Origin of the sequence: Paenibacillus algorifonticola, from assembly GCF_050481745.1 — a bacterium.
GTDB lineage: Bacteria > Bacillota > Bacilli > Paenibacillales > Paenibacillaceae > Pristimantibacillus > Pristimantibacillus algorifonticola_A.
Genome location: NZ_JBCNGR010000008.1, coordinates 712,311 through 729,182 on the forward strand (window position 1 = coordinate 712,311; position 16,872 = coordinate 729,182).

Sequence of the window (16,872 nt, forward strand, 5' to 3'; positions counted from 1 at the left end):
TGAAGCTTGAGCTTTTTGTTCAAGAAATAAACAGGAAGGCGTGAAATAAATACAAGGCATGGTGTTTATTAGATATTTCCTTCCAGTCCCAAGTTAGGTTTGGCGAACACAGCAGCAGCTATTTCAACCGGATCATAGGTTATGGCACAGGGTGCGGACTCAGGAGCCGCTAAAGCGCTGCAAACGGCCATTTTGGAGGGAGGTTTTACATATTCGCATTTCTCTTTTTAGCTCATTTACCAAGCATCCATGTGCTGGATCGAGCATCCTTATAAAAAATTCAAATCGGTTAATCGTCCCTTCCTGTTACCCAACCTGTAAAGGTCGCGAATCGAACCTATTGCTTTGTGATGCGGGTTGTGGCACACTGTTTGGGACAAGCACCACTATTCGAAGCAAGAAAGGACGTGACGGTACGAGCATGCTAGATGGATTACTTCGTGCCATGACGGAATTAAGCTCACGCAAGTCGATTTCGAGGATGACTGGGCGTTTTGCACAATCCAGAGCGAGCCGCCGTTTTATTCCGCGCTTTGCTGCCATGTATGGAATTAAGGTGGCGGAAGCCGAGAAAACGCTAAATGAATACGCTACACTAAATGAATTTTTTACCCGCCGATTAAAACCAGGCATGCGACAAATAGACATGAGTGCAGACAGCCTTGTAAGTCCGGTTGACGCTCTTATTACAGGCATTGGCCCGATTGAAGACGGTACAATTGTCAATGTAAAAGGACAGGACTACACGATAGAAGAGCTGCTGAACCGTTCGCCAAGAGCGGAAAACTACCGCAACGGTCATTATTTTGTCCTGTATTTAAGCCCGACCGATTACCACCGAATTCATGCTCCTGTGGATGGCACAATTGTGGAGAGTGAGCATATTCCCGGTAAGGTATATCCGGTCAATGAGTTCGGCTTAACCAAAATGCGCCGGGTGCTCAGTCGCAATGAACGGCTCATTACGTATATTAAACATGGCGGCGGCGAAACGGCTGTCGTGAAAGTCGGCGCCATGAACGTCAGCAGCATCCGCTACGTTGACCCGCTGCCGCCGCATACGGTAAAGGGTGGCGATCTTGCTTATTTTGAGTTCGGATCTACAGTCGTGCTGCTGACTGAAAATAAAACCTTCTCCCCGCTGCCTAGTCTAAAGCTCGGCCAAAAGGTGAAAATGGGCGAGGCGCTTGGCCGCTTGCTGCCGCGTTAACCCACTCGCTCGCCATTCGAGAGTAATTACAACATAAACGTCAAATTAAAAAAAGCTCGCTGCCCGTGCGGAGAAATCTCCGCCAGGTAGCGAGCTTTTGTCTGCTTCAGCAGTTGCAGTTGCTGCTGTTGCTGTTGCTGTTGCTGTTGCTGTTGCTGCTATTGCCATTGCTTCAGCCGCGTTGCTGCTGAACGTCCTCCCAGCATGCGGCAATCCGCCGCATGCCTTCCTTAATATCGGCTTCGGCCAAATGCGCGAAGCCGAACAGCGCCGCCGGAGCGCGCTGCTCCTCCGGCTGCCGCCACAGCCGCTCGCCGCGGTTCCAGCTGACGCCTTCCCGCTGGCAGCGCTCAATCAGCCGCTCATAATCCGCGGCTTCCCCAAGCCATACGCCGTACTGATGCAAGCCTGCATCCGACGGCGTAAACCGGAACAAGCCCGCGAGCTGCTCCGCGGCTTGTTCCTTAAAGAGCTTGAGGCGCCGCCCGCAGCTGCGCCTCATCCGCCGCAAATGCCGAACATACTGCCCGCTCGCCATAAATACGGCGAGCGCCCGCTGCTCCGCGATTGAGCTTGGGCTTGGCTCAAGCAAAAACTTCGCCTGCCGCAGCGGTTCCCGCAGCGCATCCGGCGTAATGACATAGCCAAGCCTCAGGTCGGCGTACATCGTCTTGGAGAAAGTGCCGACGTACACGACACGCCCCTCGTGGTCGAGCGTCTTGAGCGGCTCCGCCGGGCGTCCGCCCCAGCGGAATTCGCTGTCATAATCATCCTCGATGATGACAGCGTCATGCCGGGAAGCCCATTGCAGCAGCTCCAGCTTGCGTTCAGGCGCAAGCTGGGCTCCGGTTGGATACTGGCGCGTCGGTGTTACAAACAGCAGCTTCGCATCCCAGTCCTGCGGAACGATTCCATAATCGTCAACAGCGGCATCTATAAGGACGCCGCCCGCAGCTGCAATCGCCCGCCTAATGCCAGGGTAGCAAGGGTCTTCAACTACAACCTGGTCACCCGGGTCAATCAATAGCTGGGCGAGCAGGGCAATGCCATACATCGAGCCGCTCGTAATAAATAAATGGTCTACATCTGTGATCATGCTTCGCTCGCGGCGCAGCTCGCTAGCAATCGCTTCTCGCAGCGGCAAATGCCCTTCTATCACCCCGTAATCCTCATACTGGCGCTCCAGCACTCCTCTGACCTGTGCGAACATGGCCGTCTTCCATTCATCCTGCGGAAACAGCTCAGCATCCGCATAGCCAACATCAAATGCTATGCAATTCTCCTCATGTGCAGGCCGCTTCGTATACCCTTTAATCTGCGGCAGCCGCTGCGCCCAAGCGGATAAAGCAAGTGTACTCGCCTTGCCTTCCAGCTCAGCCCCAGCTTTGGAAGCTGGCGGCTTGCTATAGGAAACATAGGTGCCGCTCCCCCTTCCCGGCCGAACAAAACCTTCTGCATACAGCATATCGTACGCTGCATTCACCGAACCGCGCGACATGCCATAGCTTTCGGCCAGCCTTCTGCTGGAGGCGAGCTGCTCCCCATCCTCCAGCATCCCCGCGACTATAGCTTCGCGCAGCGCCAGAAACAGCGCATCCGCCTTGCGCCCCATCTCCTCATAATACCGCTCATAAGCCGCACGGCAGCGATCATCCATCATTCAACCTCCTATGATCATCCTGTTGCCTACTACTTCCTCCTGTTTCCTGCTATTGCGAAAGTGGTTCAATAAAATTACTGTAAAGTGGATCTTTTTATATGTCAATATTCCGTTTAAACTTGCCATTAACGAGCTGAACGCTTGGCACATCCCCTACTCAAGTTATCGCTATTGTAACGAAAGGAGCAGTCCGCTATGCGCAGAAAAGAATTTGCAATCGGAAGCGAAGATGAACAAGAGATTACCGCCTTTTTGGAGGAAATGAGCTATGGCTTTCTAGGAACAGCAAGAGCGGATGACGCCCCTTCCATTACCCCGCTGAATTATATTTATTTGAATGGAAACATTTATTTTCATGGCAGCCGCGCAGGAGATAAAATGACACTGCTCGGGGCAGATTCGCGCGTTACCTTCTGTGTGGCCAAGGAATATGCGATTATTCCTTCCCATTTTACCGATCCGCTGATGGCCTGTCCGGCAACCGCTTTTTTCAAATCGGTCATTATTGAGGGCACGGCAGCGGTGGTCGAGGATTTGATGGAGAAAGGCGAAGCGCTGCAAGCGCTGATGGCCAAGCTCCAGCCAGAAGGCGGGCATTTGCCGATTGCCGGAGATGATCCCGCCTACAGAGGCAGGCTCAAGGGCGTTGCCGTCGTGAAAATCGAGCCGCAGCACATCAACGCGAAGTTCAAATTCGGCCAAAATGCCGACGAGCACAAACGCGAGGCTATTACAACGGGCCTGCTGGCACGCGGACGGGAGCTTGATGCGGAGACGGTCGACCTCATGCGCCGTTACTGCCCGCACCATAACGAAAACGCTCATCCGGGCGACTAACTATACTCAATCCGTTTGCATCTGTGACATTTATACATCCTCATTTATCAAAAAAAGCCGAGCGCCTCTCCCCCTCTGTTGTCGGGAATAAAGGCCGCATCGGCTTTTTTTATGAACTGCTTATTCTTACGACTAACGGATTTCCGACGGACTCCGTCCGGTGTATTGCTTGAATTGGCGGCTGAAGAAAAAAATATCGCGGTAGCCGAGAGCGTCCGCCACCTCCGTCACATTCATGCCTGCGTGCATCAGCAGATGCTGGGCGCGGTCAATGCGGGTGCTGATCATATACGTCTGGACCGACATGCCGATCAGTTCCTTGAACTTCATTGAAAAATAACGCGGCGACAGCTGGGCGCGCATTGCAAGATCCTCGACCCGGTGGGCAATGCCGGGATTTTGCCGGACATAATTGGCGACCTCATGAATCGCCTCAGTCAGCTGATTGCTCGCTTTTTTCTCCACGGGCGTTTGCTTCGTCGCACGGTCCTCCCGCAGCAGATGGATCATCAGCTGCTTCAGCACTAGGCGCGCTTCAATTTCCGCCGCATAGGTTTTGACCAAAAACAACCGCACATAACGCGACAGCATATATTCAAAATCTACCGTATCAAGCAGCTGGCGGTACCGTTCCGGCACCAGCACCGGCTCTTCTGCCGTATCAAAGTGTATGTAAGTAAGGACTAGAGGCTTCTGCGGATTATGGGTTGCGCTCGTATAGTCGCCTGGACGGAACAGGAAACAGCTTCCTTTACCCACTGGGTAATGAATGCCGCCCACTTCGACTTCCCCTTCACCGCTCCACACATAAAATAAATCGAAATTAGCCATCGGCTTTTCACGGCGCTGCCATTTCCAATTCGGCTCGCAAACGATCTTCGCGAAAGGCGGCAGCAGTAAATAGGCATCGGGTGTTAAATGCAGCATAAAACCCTCCTGAAACGTAAGCTTATGCCGTCATCATACACCAGCGCGAAACTTTCGCGCAACCCCAGCTGGAAGTCGTCACATTTTCCAAAAAAATTTGAAATTGAAATGGTTCCGACACGTTAAAAAATGATATAATAGCTCCCGATAAGTATGATCAGAAAATGAATTGATTTTTCGGAAGGATGGAATGAAGTTCATGAACCCACTTGCTCAGCAGTTGAATGAGACGCTCTCGGCAGAAAGTCCGAACGTCCATGCCATGTTGTCAGCTTTAGGAAAAGCCATTTATTTCCCGAAGGAAGGCATACTTAGCCAATCCGCGGAGGCGAAGGCGAAGGCGCGGACGTTTAATGCCACAATCGGCATTGCGATCGAAGGCGGACAGCCGATGCATCTTAAGGTAATTCAGGATACGCTGACTGCTTATAACCCTAAAGATCTATATGAATATGCGCCCCCTGCGGGCAAACCTGAGCTGCGCGCAGCTTGGCTTGAGAAAATGCTGAAAGAAAATCCTTCGCTCGAAGGCAAGCGTCTGAGCAATCCTATCGTCACAAACGCTTTAACGCATGGGCTGAGCATTGTCGCCGACCTGTTCGCAGAAGCGGGCGATACCGTTATTATTCCAAATAAAAACTGGGAAAACTACGAGCTGACCTTCGGCATCCGCCGCGGCGCGGAAATTGTGGAATACCCTCTGCTTAATGATAGAAACACATTTAACAGTGAGGGCTTGCGCGAAGCGCTGCTTGCACAGAAGGACAAAGGCAAAGCCATCGTTTTGCTTAACTTCCCGAACAACCCGACTGGCTATACGCCAGGCCTTCAAGAGAGCGAAGAGATTGTAGCCGCTGTCAAGGACGCTGCGGAGGCAGGCATTAATGTCGTTGTTGTAACCGATGACGCTTACTTCGGCCTCTTCTTCGAGGATTCGGTTCACGAGTCGCTGTTCGGCAAATTTGCCGATCTGCACCCTCGGGTTCTAGCTATCAAAATCGACGGCGCAACGAAAGAGGATTATGTGTGGGGCTTCCGCGTCGGTTTCATTACGTACGCTGCAGCTTCGGACAAAGTATTAAATGCGCTAGAGCAGAAGACGCTCGGCATTATTCGGGCTACAATTTCCAGCGGACCACACCCTTCGCAGACGTTTGTGCTGAAGGCTTTGCAATCGCCTGAATTTGACGTGCAGAAAGCGGAGAAATACGATATTATGAAGGGTCGTGCCAACCGCGTCAAAGCGCTGCTTGATAGCGGCCGCTATGGCGATACGCTTGCCTATTACCCGTTCAACTCCGGCTACTTCATGTGTCTCAAGCTTAGCGGCGTGTCTGCCGAGGCTGTACGTGTGCGCCTGCTTGAAGAATACGGCATCGGTACCATTGCTCTTGGCGAGACCGATCTACGCGTCGCTTTCTCCTGCATAGAGGAAGCGGACCTGGAGTCGCTTTACGATACGATTTATAAAGCAGTAACCGAACTGCTCGCTTAATCCCTTCAGTATTTCATTCCTTCCCCTTAGGTAGCAGCCGTGTATAATCGGTTACTATCCAAGGGGTTTATTTTGTTTTATGATAAAATGAGAACAACTGAAATAGAGCCTATGCTGCGTAAGGAGCGGAATAACGATGTATACGATCATGATTGTCGAGGACGATGCGAAGATCGCTGAGCTTCTGCGGGCGCATATTGAGAAATATGGCAACACCGCGATTGTGACGACTGATTTTGCCGGTGTCATGGAGCAATTCAGGCATGTAAAGCCGCATATTGTGCTGATGGATATCAACCTGCCAAGCTTTGACGGGTTTTATTGGTGCAGGCAAATTCGCACCGTTTCCACCTGCCCGATTATTTTCATTTCCGCCCGCAGCGGTGAAATGGATACCGTGCGCGCCATCGAAAATGGCGGGGACGACTATTTGACCAAGCCCTTCCATTATGAGGTCGTAATGGCGAAAATCCGCAGCCAGCTGAGGCGTGTTTACGGCGACTATGCCCAAGCTGCTGGGGAGCGGATGGTCGAGCATGACGGTTTGATTTTGTATCCCGAGCGAATGGAGCTTCATCTATCAGGACAATTTGTAGCTTTGACGAAAAAGGAAACCGTGCTTGTGGAGACGCTGCTCCAGCGCTGCCAAAGGCTTGTAAGCCGGGAAACGATTTTGGAGAAGCTGTGGGATGATTATACATATGTCGATGACAATGCGCTTAGCGTCAATATAACGCGAGTTCGCAAGAAGCTGGCTGAGCTGGGCATTGAAGGAGCGCTCGAAACGGTGCGCGGCACAGGCTACCGCCTGAACGACAGCTGGACAAATGGCGAGCAGCAGAGCGACCGCCGATGAAGCTTTTTTTACGGGACCAGCTTGCACTCGTATTATTTATGCTCATCCAGCTCGTCGTAGTGACCGCCGTGTTCTGGCTGGACGGCTATAAAGATATGGTTATCGCCTCGTATGCCCTGCTGCTTGGCCTCTGCGTATTTATTGCGTTTCTGGCTTACCGTTATGTGACCCACCGCCGATTTTATACGCTGCTCAGCAGCAGACAGGCAGGCCTTGAAGAGTCGATCCAGCAGCTTGAGTCTGCCCCCCTCCCTGCGTCGCTTGCCGAGCTGCTGCAGCTTCAATATCGCCACTACCAGAAACAGATTATTGAAGGCGAGCGCAAACAGCAAAGTCATTTGACCTTTATGAACCAGTGGGTGCATCAGATGAAAACGCCGCTCTCCGTGCTGGAGCTTATGCTATCGGAGGAAGCAGACGCCCGTAACAACAGCATGAGGGAAGAAACAGATCGCATTCGCAAAGGGCTTGATATGGTGCTGTACGTCGCCCGATTGGAAACGTTCGAGCAGGATTTTCAGGTGGAGAAAATGCAATTGCGGGAGCTTGCCAACGAGGTGATTTTGGAAAACAGACGGCTGTTTATTCGCAGCCTCGTGTACCCGGATATGCAAATGGAGGAAAATTTAGTCGTGGAGACAGACGGCAAATGGCTGCGTTTTATTATGCAGCAGCTGATTGCCAATGCGGTCAATTATTCAGCGGGCAGCGGCGCAAAAATAACGATTAGCGGCTTTCGAAGCGAGCGCTCGGTCATCCTTGAGGTGAAGGATTATGGCGTCGGCATTCCTGCCTCTGATTTGGGACGCATTTTCAACGCCTTTTTCACTGGGGAAAATGGACGGGCTTTCAAGGAATCGACGGGCATGGGCCTTTATATCGTCCGAACCGTGCTCGATAAAATGAATCATGCAATCGAGGTTGAATCTAAAGTAGGGGAAGGCAGCGGTACGACGATGCGGATTATTTTCCCCTTTGCCGCTATTCAGTCCGTTGATCATTAAACGTACAAGCAGACTGCCCTTATGATGGCAATCTGCTTGTTTTTCGTAAATTACAAGCCTTCCACGACGATCGCTTTCCCGGTAGAGTTTGCCCATCTGATTTTTTTCAACGGTTCGTACATTTTTGAATTGTAGAAGGCCTCGATGCTCGGTTTGTTAGGAAACTCCAAAATGACAATTCTCTTCGGCTGCCAATCTCCTTCCATCGTCGTTACGCTGCTATCATGAACGATCGGGCGGCCCCCGAAGTGTGCTATGACAGCAAAAATCTGATTTTCGTATTCCTTGAAGTCAGCCGGGTTTGAAATATCAATATCAATTACAAGGTAAGCGCTCAATCCCACAAGCTCCTTTCGTTGATGAGGAAAGGCCATATTCCCCTTCCATGCATTCAGTATACGAATTAGAGCAGGAAATGGATCACGCAGCCCTTGAAGATGCAAAAGCGGGCAGCGTTATCTTACAAAGCTGTAAGGTAAATGAAAGCTATGCTCATAGGAGCGGACGCGCATGAGGGGTATACTGGGTTTATTGATAAACAAGCAAGGGGAGATCAAATTGGAATTGCTATTTGCACGAAATCTGAACAAAATTTATCCCGGCAAAGTAACCTATAAAGCGCTGACCAACATTGATTTAACGATCCAGCAAGGCGAGTTCGTCGGCATTATGGGGCCATCGGGCAGCGGCAAAACAACGCTGCTGAACATGGTATCGACGATCGACAAGCCCACTTCCGGCGAGCTGCGCATTGCGGGCCAAGACCCGTATGAGCTGTCGCGGGAAAAGCTTGCTTTTTTCCGTCGGCGGGAGCTTGGCTTCGTCTTTCAATCATTTAATTTGCTTGATACGCTGACGGTCAGCGAAAATATTATGCTGCCGCTCACGCTCGACGGCTCGAACATCGTGGAAATGAAGCTGCGGGCCGCCTCCATCATGGAAAAGCTCGGCATTGCTGAGCTTTCAGACAAGCGGACCTATGAAATATCCGGCGGCCAGGCGCAGCGTACGGCCATTGCCCGAGCGCTTATACACAGCCCAAAGCTGCTGCTCGCCGATGAGCCGACCGGCAACCTCGATTCAAAATCAGCCCGTGATGTCATGGAGCTGATGAGCAGGCTCAATCGGGAGGATAACACGACGATGATGCTCGTTACACATGACGCTATGGCGGCGAGCTATTGTCACCGGGTTATTTTTATTAAAGATGGCCAGTTTTACAGTGAAGTGAATTGCGGCGACAACCGCGCGGCTTTTTATCAGAAAATTATTAATGTGCTTGCTCTGCTTGGAGGGACTGAAAATGAATTTCCGACAGTTCGCGTTTAATAACGTACTGCGCCGCAAACGGACGTATGCTGCACATTTTATGAGCAGCTCGTTCGCGGTTATGATTTTTTTCATCTATTCGGTGCTGCTGTATCACCCGGATTTGCAGGGGGAAATCGCCGCTAGCAGTCCAACGGCCTCTATGCTTGGGACGATGGGGCTGAAAATTTCGCAATATTTAATCGTAATTTTTTCATTTCTGTTTTTGATGTATTCGGCTGGTGCCTTTCTGAAGGCGCGTAAACGTGAATTCGGCATTTTGATGCTGCTGGGCATGTCCGACAAGCAGTATCGCAGGTTGATTTTTGTGGAAAATATGATCATTGGCCTCATCTCCACTGTATTTGGAATCGGCTTTGGCATTTTGTTCACCAAGCTGTTTTTGCTTATAACCGAACGGCTGCTGCTCCTGCAGCAAGGGCTCGAATTCCTCGTTCCTATCCAGAGCGTGTTTATAACGGCAGGCGCTTTTTTAATCGTATTTCTGCTTCTGTCCATACTCGCGTCGCGCCTTGGGCGGAACACTCAGCTGCTTGAGCTGATTCGTTCGGATGAGAAGCCGAAGAAGGAGCCGAAAGCTTCTGTACTGCTGTCGCTGCTCGCTGCTGTTCTGCTGCTCGCAGGCTATGGCATGGTCTTTTATTTTGTACTCGGCCGCGCCTTCTCACTGGCACTGCTCGCAGCCGCCGTTGGCTGTGTCATATTGGGGACGTATTTTCTGTTTACGCAGCTCAGTGTCTATGTCATTCGTGCGCTGCGCAAACGGGAAAGCCTGCTGCTCCGAAAAATCAATTTGCTAACACTCTCCGATCTCGCTTACCGAATGAGAGACAATGCCAATATGTTTTTTATGGTGGCAACGGTAACGGCGGTCGCCTTGTGCGGTATGGGCACTTGCCTTGCGATCGGTGATCCGAAGCTGTCGGAAAAAGACAATCCTTACGCTTTTATTTATGAATCCTTTGGCGGTGATAGCGAATCTCTGGCGCAAAGTGAATTACAAACGAAGCAGCACCTGGCGTTATTGGAGCATAGACTATCAGAGGGCGGCTTTACTTATACAAAAGGCGCTTCACACATTAAAAACACGGAAGAATGGCAGTCGGTCATGAGCCTGTCCGAATACAATCAGCTTGCCACTGCACTCGGGTTCGCCGCCGAGACGCTAAATGTGCCCAGCGAAGCTTTTATCGCCTCAGGCAAAGTCTCGCGCGCCCAGAACGTGACGGCCTTTGAGCCCATTTTGGATTTAGGAAACGTCGCGCCAGGCGAAAAGCAGCGGAAGCTTACTGTAGTAAAGAGACTTCCTTCTTTCGTATTAAATAATTACAATGATGTTTATGTCGTTTCGGACGATTATTTCCAAGCAATGAACCGCATGAAAGACGACACGAACCAGGTCACGTATTATTATGTCATTCCCAATTGGATCGACACGATCGGCGTGGCGCAAAGCGTTATGAAGGAAATCCCACAGGACACGCAGGGCTATTATAATATACGGTCACTCGTGATTGAATGGTATGAATTCAAGCAGCTTAACGGGCTATTGCTTATTATAAGCGTGCTTGTGGGCGGGGTCTTTTTCACCTATGCTGTCAGCTTTATTTACTTTAGGCTGTATGCCGATTTGGAGCGGGATGAGAAGCAATACCAGATGATTAGCAAAATCGGCCTCAGCGGCAAGGAGCTGAATCGGCTGGTTACAAGGCAACTGCTCATTATGTTTTTCCTGCCCTTTACGATTGCGCTTGTGCATGGCATCGTCGCTTTTATAAATATTGCGCTGCTGCTCGATATTTCGATGCTGAATGCAGCATTCCTGATCTATATTAGCTTTTTCCTCCTCCAGCTAACGTATTTCCTCATGATTCGCTGGCGGTATTTGCGCCATATGCATCTGAAGCTGACGTAGGCGAGTGGGAAAACCGTATATAGCCAAAGCTTATGAGTATATAGGAAAAGGGTCTTGGACGCTAACAGACGCTTTATGCAAAAATAAGGCATATTGATTTAGGCAAAGGACTGATTCGTATGCTGCATTCATTTTTGCTTATCGTATATGGCGTGTTTCTGCCGATTTCGCTGCCTGTGCTTGGAGGAGCAGCCTTGAAGCGCTGGCGTGGACTGGAGACGAAGCCCTTATCGACCATTGCCCTTTATTTGCTCAGTCCGGCTCTTATTTTGGAGACGCTGATCAGCGCCAAGCTGTCAATGGCAGATATTATTCAGACGAGCGCATTCAGCATCATTAATCTGGTCGCTCTCTGGCTCATCGCCGTTCTTGCCTCTAGGCTGCTGCAGCTTTCTCCAGCAGATCAAGCCGGCCTCACGCTTGTGTCTGTATTTACGAACTGTGTCAACTATGGACTGCCGCTGGTGCTGCTCGCCTTCGGTCAGCTGGGGCTAGCCAAAGCATCCGTCTACGTCATTTCGCAAATGATTCTTGTCAATACCGTCGGTGTTTATTTCGCTGCCCGCTCCCATTTCTCGGTGAAAAAAGCGGTCCAATCGGTTTGCAAGCTTCCCGCTTTATACGCCGTTGTGCTCGCCGTCATTATCCGGTTCACCGATTTGATTATGCCTGGGGCTGTGGCAGAAGGCCTATCCATGCTATCGAGCGCCTATGCGCCTGTCGTGCTGATTTTGCTAGGGGCACAGATGGCCGGGGCGCGCAGCAGCAAAAAATCAGCAGATTCGGTCATGAGCAAGCCGCTCTGGACAGCTATCGCGATCCGGCTGCTGCTTTCTCCAATCATAGCAGCGCTGCTGCTCTGGCTGCTGCAAGTAAAGGGCATGCTGTTTGCCGTCCTGCTTATACTGGCCTCTATGCCGACGGCAGTCAACGCCGTCATTATGGCGGAGCAATTCGAAGCATCGCCTAAGCTCGTTTCCCGCTGTATTTTGTGGACGACGCTCGCCTCCTTTATCGTGCTGCCTCTGTTGATTGTCCTTGTACAGCCTACATGACTATTTATCCAGCTCGACGAATAACAATCCCCTTTATATCGTTCAATTACACGCTATAGTTGTTTCATATGAATAGATTAAGGGGGCATAAAAATTGGAAAATAGGCTGCCATTGTTTGTTGTAACAGGTGCAAGGGGGTCAGGAAAAACATATGTCATTAAACAACTACGAGAAATAATGCCGGAATTCGATGTCTTCGATCCTGATAACCTGGTTGAATTTATTGGACATGATTGGGAGAAAATGCGAAATATTTGGCTTCGGGTTGCACGAAATGTCGCTCAAAGTGGACGTATGACGATCTTATGCGGTACTATGATGCCTTGGGATATTGAAAAATGTATAGACTTTCCTTACTTTAAACATGTTTATTACCTGAACCTGCATTGTAATGAAGAAACTCGTGAGAAGCGTTTGCGTGAAAGAAATTGGACAGATGAAATGATTCAAGTCCACATAAACTTTGCTGAGAAGTTGCTTGAAATTGCCGATAAAGAGTATAATCCACCCATGCCTACTATTGATACAACGGAAACGGATGTAACCATAGTTGCATCACATATAAAAGAGTGGATTCTGCGATATACTTGAACTCCCTCGGGAGACGCCTAAAAAAAACCGTCCAAACCCACATGTTTCAGTGGATTTGGACGGTTTTTGCGAGCTTTTCGCCGCAAGAGCTGGGCTCTCATCTATTATAAGCAGCCACCCTGGCAGTTGCGGGTGCCTAATCCTCTTCCGCATCAGCAGAAAAAGCGCGGCGCAGCCTCAGCGGGCGAATCGTAAACAAATAGACGAGCGCTGCAAGCGGTGCTGCTGCAGCAGCCAGCAGGCAATTGGCACGCAGCAGCATGACGCATGCAGGAAGCCACATAAGCAGGGCAATGATCAGCATCGTCCAGCGGTCCAGCCGGATGAGACTTTCCATCCTTTGGGCATCAGGAAGCGGATAAACATGCCGCCAAACCGTATAACGATGCGTATGGCGAAGTCCGCCGAGCTGGGCCCCGACAATGAGCATAAATACCGCATAGGCACAGGCAGCCCCCCAGCCGGACAACCAGACCGCTTCCGCCATCCAATAGGCAATAAGTGCGAACAGAACGAGCAGCCTTAGCAAAATGCCTCCCATTTCCATTCGCAGCATAGAAGCTGCATATAAATAATCGTAAGTAAAGCGGCGGCGATACGGAATAATGTTCATGATCCAGGAAAGATATTTTCGGCCGGCTGTTCGCGATGGCATCGTAGGCACATCGATAAACAACCCGAAAAAGACGTAATACCTTCTTCTTGTCGCCAACTCTTCTTCGACCAGCCGTTCCCAAGGGATGACGAATCGGCTCGGAAGCTTGTACAGCAGGGCAAATAGCAGGATGAGCAAAATAATAAAGCCTCCCGCATACAGCGGCGCACGAGTAAGCATCCCCGTCCAAGCAAGCGCTGTAGCCCCCCAGCGAGCTACTCGAAACAGTATTCTCATGCCGCTCCAGGCCAGCTGGCGTTCGCGCCATGCAGCTGCTGTATTGGCTAAACGGAGCACAGCCGCAGCCAAAACCAGCAGCCACATATCCGCTGGAGCGGTGCCCTGCGTGTATATAGGCCAATAAGCGAGCAGCAGGAAGGCGCATAAAGCAGCCATAGCGATTATGCTTCTCTTAAAGGAAAGCCCCCAATAACGGCGCATCGCCGATTCCTGCGGCATATGGAAGACGACATCTGCCGCTTGCAGAAAGGTGCGGAAGGGGCTCCAGCAAAGCACAGGCACGAGTGCCACTATGCCAACCAGCGTGGTCGGAAAATCTGCCGGAACGTCCCGAATCAGCTTAAAATAGCTGAGCACTCCGGTAATGACAAACAACGAAAGAAACAGCGGGAAGCCGCTTTGTCCCATATAGCGAAAATACGGCAGCGTCTCCTGGCGGAAGCTTCGCGCACGTTTTTTCCATAACTGCTGCATCGCCTGTTCCTTCAACTGACGCTGCTCTTGATTGGCTGCTTGCGATTTCGCCGTCATAGCTTGTCTCCTGCAACGAGCTTGTAGAACGCATCCTCCAGCGTTCCGCCGCGCATTGCCATGCCCGCCGCTTCGCATACATCGGCAAGCGTTCCGCTGGCAACGATGCGTCCATGATGCATCACAATAAACTTGTCGCAATAAGCTTCGACCGTAGCCAAAATATGTGAGCTCATCAAAATAGCCGAGCCGTTCCGCTTCACTTCTACAAGCCGTTCCAGCAAGGAGCGAATGCCGAGCGGGTCCAGCCCCAGAAACGGCTCGTCAATGATATATAGTGGCGGCTCGGACAGCAGCGCATTCATAATCATAACCTTCTGCTTCATCCCTTTGGACAGATGGGCGGCAAAAGCTCCTTTTTTCGCATTCATTTGGAACTCGTTCAATAAATCTATTCGCTTCTTATCAAATTCCTGAACAGAAACGCCGTAGGCCATTCCTGTCAGGCGCAAATGCTCCTCAACCGTAAGCTCGTCAAACAGCACCGGCGTTTCCGGCACATACGCAAAGGCGGAGCGGTAACGGTCCGGATCATCCTCCAGCTTGACGCCAGCAACTTTAACCTCACCCTGCTGCGGCTTCATCAAGCCGAGAATATGTTTAATCGTCGTGCTTTTGCCTGCGCCATTGAGGCCAATTAAGCCGACCATTTCGCCCGGATGCAGCTGGAACGACACATTATGCAGGACAGGACGGCGCGGACTGTATCCACCTGTCAAATCGGCAACTTCCAATACGGGCTTTATCATGATCCATTCACCTTCATAACTATAAAATTAATATCGCTTATTCAGCATACCGAATTTCAAGGCAAAATTCAAAATTTCCCATCCGTATCGTTTCAGCATCGTTTCAGATCTTTGCTTAAAATTAAAAAAAGCCACCACTTTCGCTAATGGCTGAAGCTAAAACGGCTTGCGAAGCACCCGAAAATAATGGTTGGCCGCTCGCTTGTCTCTTCATTCCATTATGCTGGAAATGGGGCTTGCATGATAAACTTATTTTTGCTTAAAAGCTTATTCCTTCGTATCGCCCGACTCGCGCTTCGCTTTAAGCCATTTTGGCGCACCTTTATCCTTGCTCTTCTTCTGGCGCTCCTGCTTGGACAGCACCTTCGCCTTCGGTTTTGCCTGAACAGCCGCTTTCTGCGGCTCGTTAGCTGCGGCAGCGTCGCTTCCCGCTGTTCTTGCCCGCCCTGCACCGCCTGCTGCATCCGTTCTGCGGCTGCCTGGCTGATCATCGCCTAGGCGTCTGTCGCCTTGAGGAGCTTGCCCGCCGGCTCCTTGTCTGAACTCGCCACGCGGCCTCTCGCCTCTCGCGGCCTCTACTTGCGCGAAGTCGCTGCCCGACGCCTGACGGCTCTTCGGTGCTCCCGTATATTCCGAGCGTTTGAATGAGGCTTTATCATTCCGCGCTTCCTCAGGTGTAACCAGCTTGCCTCTTAACATCGCCTTCTCTGGAAGATCAATGCCAAGCTGCTTGCGGAACTTGTCCATAATAAAATGCTCCTGCGGCGTAACTATGGAGATAACCGTTCCCGTGCGGCCCATGCGGCCCGTCCGGCCAGCCCGATGCACATAATGATCGGCATCAAGCGCCGGCTCCAGGTTGATCACGAGCGGCAAGCCTTCAATATCGAGTCCCCTTGCGGCAACGTCGGTCGCAAGCAATAGCTGGCAGGCGCCTTCGCGGAAGCGCGCAAGCGTAGCAGCACGGCGCTGCTTGTCAGCATCGCCGTATAGCGCCTCTACCGTAAAACCCTCATAGCTGAGCTTCGCTTCCCAGTTTGAAATCGTATCCGTCTCATTCAGAAACAGCAATGCCGATTTGGGCTTGAGCATCCGAATGATGCGACGGGCGATATCCGGCTTGTCCCTTTTGTCGCATACGAAATAATAATTCGTAATCGTCTCGGATACGCGATGCTCAGGCGCAACCTGAATGCGGTACGGCTCATTCATCCAGCGGCCTTCAAAGCGGGCCATCTGCTCGGGATAAGTCGCCGAGAAAAAAGCGATTTGACGATTTTGTCCCATTGCAAAAAGAATCGTCTCCACTTCGCGCGTCGAGCTCAGCTGGAAAACTTGGTCCACTTCATCAATAACGACCTGATTGACCGCATGCAGCTTGATTTTGCGCAGCTTAAGCAGCTCGTGAATACGTCCCGGCGTACCGATGACAATTTGCGGATGCAGCTTGAGCTTCTCTACTTGACGCTTGAGCGCTGCGCCGCCAATTAGCTGCTGCACACGGAGGCCCAGCGGCTTCGCATAATATTCAGCTACCCGTACAATCTGCATAGCCAGCTCCTGTGTTGGAGCAATGACGACACCCTGAATTTCCTTCGACGAGGCATTCAGCTTCTGTAGCAAAGGCAGCAAATATGCCAGCGTCTTGCCTGTTCCCGTCTGCGAACGTGCGGAAACGTCCTGCCCTCCGAGCAGTACGGGTATGGCCTCTGCTTGCACCGCAGTAGGCTCCTGAATACCCTCTTCAACCAGCGCTTCTGCCAGCTGTTCATTTAAACCTAAATCCAACCAATTTTGCTTACTCATGTTCGAGTCCT

16 protein-coding genes are annotated in these 16,872 nt (G+C 51.1%); 9 read left to right on the forward strand and 7 right to left on the reverse strand.

The window, feature by feature from the left end; all coding sequences use genetic code 11:
• Positions 1 to 421: 421 nt before the first annotated feature.
• A complete protein-coding gene (gene asd / locus ABEW34_RS10710) occupies positions 422 to 1,210 on the forward strand; it encodes an archaetidylserine decarboxylase (protein WP_430158054.1) in 789 nt (262 codons plus the stop codon).
• A 45-nt stretch (positions 1,211 to 1,255) separates the two neighbouring features.
• Here the strand turns inward: asd and ABEW34_RS10715 are convergent, their stop codons facing one another.
• The gene (locus ABEW34_RS10715) at positions 1,256 to 1,378 is read right to left on the reverse strand and encodes a hypothetical protein (protein ID WP_430158057.1); all 123 of its coding nucleotides are present in this window, start codon (positions 1,376 to 1,378) and stop codon (positions 1,256 to 1,258) included.
• 4 nt (positions 1,379 to 1,382) lie between these two features.
• Positions 1,383 to 2,870, reverse strand: coding sequence for a PLP-dependent aminotransferase family protein (locus ABEW34_RS10720; protein WP_430158060.1), 1,488 nt, complete (start codon positions 2,868 to 2,870; stop codon positions 1,383 to 1,385).
• 195 nt (positions 2,871 to 3,065) lie between these two features.
• On the opposite strand from ABEW34_RS10720, the gene ABEW34_RS10725 reads away from it, so the two are divergent.
• Positions 3,066 to 3,707 (forward strand): pyridoxamine 5'-phosphate oxidase family protein, encoded by a 642-nt coding sequence (locus ABEW34_RS10725; protein WP_430158062.1) that lies wholly within the window; start codon positions 3,066 to 3,068, stop codon positions 3,705 to 3,707.
• A gap of 132 nt (positions 3,708 to 3,839) precedes the next feature.
• Here ABEW34_RS10725 and ABEW34_RS10730 read toward each other — a convergent pair whose 3' ends face one another.
• Entirely contained in the window at positions 3,840 to 4,634 is a 795-nt protein-coding gene (locus tag ABEW34_RS10730; protein WP_430158064.1) for a helix-turn-helix domain-containing protein, read from the reverse strand.
• 199 nt (positions 4,635 to 4,833) lie between these two features.
• Between ABEW34_RS10730 and ABEW34_RS10735 the strand changes: the two genes are divergently transcribed.
• From ABEW34_RS10735 to ABEW34_RS10745, 3 genes are all read left to right on the forward strand, one after another.
• On the forward strand, positions 4,834 to 6,129 hold the full coding sequence (locus ABEW34_RS10735; protein ID WP_430158066.1) for an aminotransferase class I/II-fold pyridoxal phosphate-dependent enzyme: 1,296 nt from the start codon (positions 4,834 to 4,836) through the stop codon (positions 6,127 to 6,129).
• Positions 6,130 to 6,265: 136 nt separating this feature from the next.
• Positions 6,266 to 6,985, forward strand: coding sequence for a response regulator transcription factor (locus ABEW34_RS10740; protein ID WP_430158069.1), 720 nt, complete (start codon positions 6,266 to 6,268; stop codon positions 6,983 to 6,985).
• Positions 6,982 to 7,989: a sensor histidine kinase gene (locus ABEW34_RS10745; RefSeq protein WP_430158073.1), complete on the forward strand. Its 1,008-nt coding sequence runs from the start codon at positions 6,982 to 6,984 to the stop codon at positions 7,987 to 7,989. The genes ABEW34_RS10740 and ABEW34_RS10745 overlap by 4 nt, the downstream gene beginning before the upstream one ends.
• Before the next feature lie 50 nt (positions 7,990 to 8,039).
• Here the strand turns inward: ABEW34_RS10745 and ABEW34_RS10750 are convergent, their stop codons facing one another.
• A complete protein-coding gene (locus tag ABEW34_RS10750) occupies positions 8,040 to 8,327 on the reverse strand; it encodes a DUF1330 domain-containing protein (protein WP_430158075.1) in 288 nt (95 codons plus the stop codon).
• 220 nt (positions 8,328 to 8,547) lie between these two features.
• Here ABEW34_RS10750 and ABEW34_RS10755 point away from each other — a divergent pair, with 220 nt between their 5' ends.
• The 4 genes from ABEW34_RS10755 (at position 8,548) to ABEW34_RS10770 (ending at position 12,880) form a co-directional block, all read left to right on the forward strand.
• Positions 8,548 to 9,318, forward strand: a complete 771-nt coding sequence (locus tag ABEW34_RS10755; protein ID WP_430158077.1) for an ABC transporter ATP-binding protein — start codon at positions 8,548 to 8,550, stop codon at positions 9,316 to 9,318.
• A complete protein-coding gene (locus ABEW34_RS10760) occupies positions 9,293 to 11,233 on the forward strand; it encodes an ABC transporter permease (protein ID WP_430158080.1) in 1,941 nt (646 codons plus the stop codon). The genes ABEW34_RS10755 and ABEW34_RS10760 overlap by 26 nt, the downstream gene beginning before the upstream one ends.
• Positions 11,234 to 11,352: 119 nt before the next feature.
• Positions 11,353 to 12,288, forward strand: coding sequence for an AEC family transporter (locus ABEW34_RS10765; RefSeq protein WP_430158083.1), 936 nt, complete (start codon positions 11,353 to 11,355; stop codon positions 12,286 to 12,288).
• Positions 12,289 to 12,382: 94 nt separating this feature from the next.
• Positions 12,383 to 12,880 carry a nucleoside kinase gene (locus ABEW34_RS10770; RefSeq protein WP_430158085.1) on the forward strand — a complete coding sequence of 166 codons (498 nt, stop codon included), beginning with the start codon at positions 12,383 to 12,385 and terminating at the stop codon, positions 12,878 to 12,880.
• A gap of 136 nt (positions 12,881 to 13,016) precedes the next feature.
• On the opposite strand, the gene ABEW34_RS10775 is transcribed toward ABEW34_RS10770, so the two are convergent.
• The 3 genes from ABEW34_RS10775 to ABEW34_RS10785 all read right to left on the reverse strand — a co-directional run bounded on the left by ABEW34_RS10775 (position 13,017) and on the right by ABEW34_RS10785 (position 16,861).
• Positions 13,017 to 14,306, reverse strand: coding sequence for an ABC transporter permease (locus ABEW34_RS10775; protein ID WP_430158087.1), 1,290 nt, complete (start codon positions 14,304 to 14,306; stop codon positions 13,017 to 13,019).
• Entirely contained in the window at positions 14,303 to 15,055 is a 753-nt protein-coding gene (locus ABEW34_RS10780) for an ABC transporter ATP-binding protein (RefSeq protein WP_430158090.1), read from the reverse strand. The genes ABEW34_RS10775 and ABEW34_RS10780 overlap by 4 nt, the downstream gene beginning before the upstream one ends.
• Before the next feature lie 267 nt (positions 15,056 to 15,322).
• Positions 15,323 to 16,861 carry a DEAD/DEAH box helicase gene (locus ABEW34_RS10785; protein ID WP_430158092.1) on the reverse strand — a complete coding sequence of 513 codons (1,539 nt, stop codon included), beginning with the start codon at positions 16,859 to 16,861 and terminating at the stop codon, positions 15,323 to 15,325.
• Positions 16,862 to 16,872: the final 11 nt, after the last annotated feature.

Coding starts and splice junctions, on each gene's coding strand:
- ABEW34_RS10730 (WP_430158064.1), bottom strand. CDS start 4,634: ATGCTGCATTTAACACCCGATGCCTATTTACTGCTGCCGCCTTTCGCG.
- ABEW34_RS10775 (WP_430158087.1), bottom strand. CDS start 14,306: ATGACGGCGAAATCGCAAGCAGCCAATCAAGAGCAGCGTCAGTTGAAG.
- ABEW34_RS10735 (WP_430158066.1), top strand. CDS start 4,834: ATGAACCCACTTGCTCAGCAGTTGAATGAGACGCTCTCGGCAGAAAGT.
- asd (WP_430158054.1), top strand. CDS start 422: ATGCTAGATGGATTACTTCGTGCCATGACGGAATTAAGCTCACGCAAG.
- ABEW34_RS10760 (WP_430158080.1), top strand. CDS start 9,293: ATGAATTTCCGACAGTTCGCGTTTAATAACGTACTGCGCCGCAAACGG.
- ABEW34_RS10765 (WP_430158083.1), top strand. CDS start 11,353: ATGCTGCATTCATTTTTGCTTATCGTATATGGCGTGTTTCTGCCGATT.
- ABEW34_RS10720 (WP_430158060.1), bottom strand. CDS start 2,870: ATGATGGATGATCGCTGCCGTGCGGCTTATGAGCGGTATTATGAGGAG.
- ABEW34_RS10785 (WP_430158092.1), bottom strand. CDS start 16,861: ATGAGTAAGCAAAATTGGTTGGATTTAGGTTTAAATGAACAGCTGGCA.
- ABEW34_RS10745 (WP_430158073.1), top strand. CDS start 6,982: ATGAAGCTTTTTTTACGGGACCAGCTTGCACTCGTATTATTTATGCTC.
- ABEW34_RS10725 (WP_430158062.1), top strand. CDS start 3,066: ATGCGCAGAAAAGAATTTGCAATCGGAAGCGAAGATGAACAAGAGATT.
- ABEW34_RS10780 (WP_430158090.1), bottom strand. CDS start 15,055: ATGATAAAGCCCGTATTGGAAGTTGCCGATTTGACAGGTGGATACAGT.
- ABEW34_RS10740 (WP_430158069.1), top strand. CDS start 6,266: ATGTATACGATCATGATTGTCGAGGACGATGCGAAGATCGCTGAGCTT.
- ABEW34_RS10715 (WP_430158057.1), bottom strand. CDS start 1,378: ATGGCAATAGCAGCAACAGCAACAGCAACAGCAACAGCAACAGCAGCA.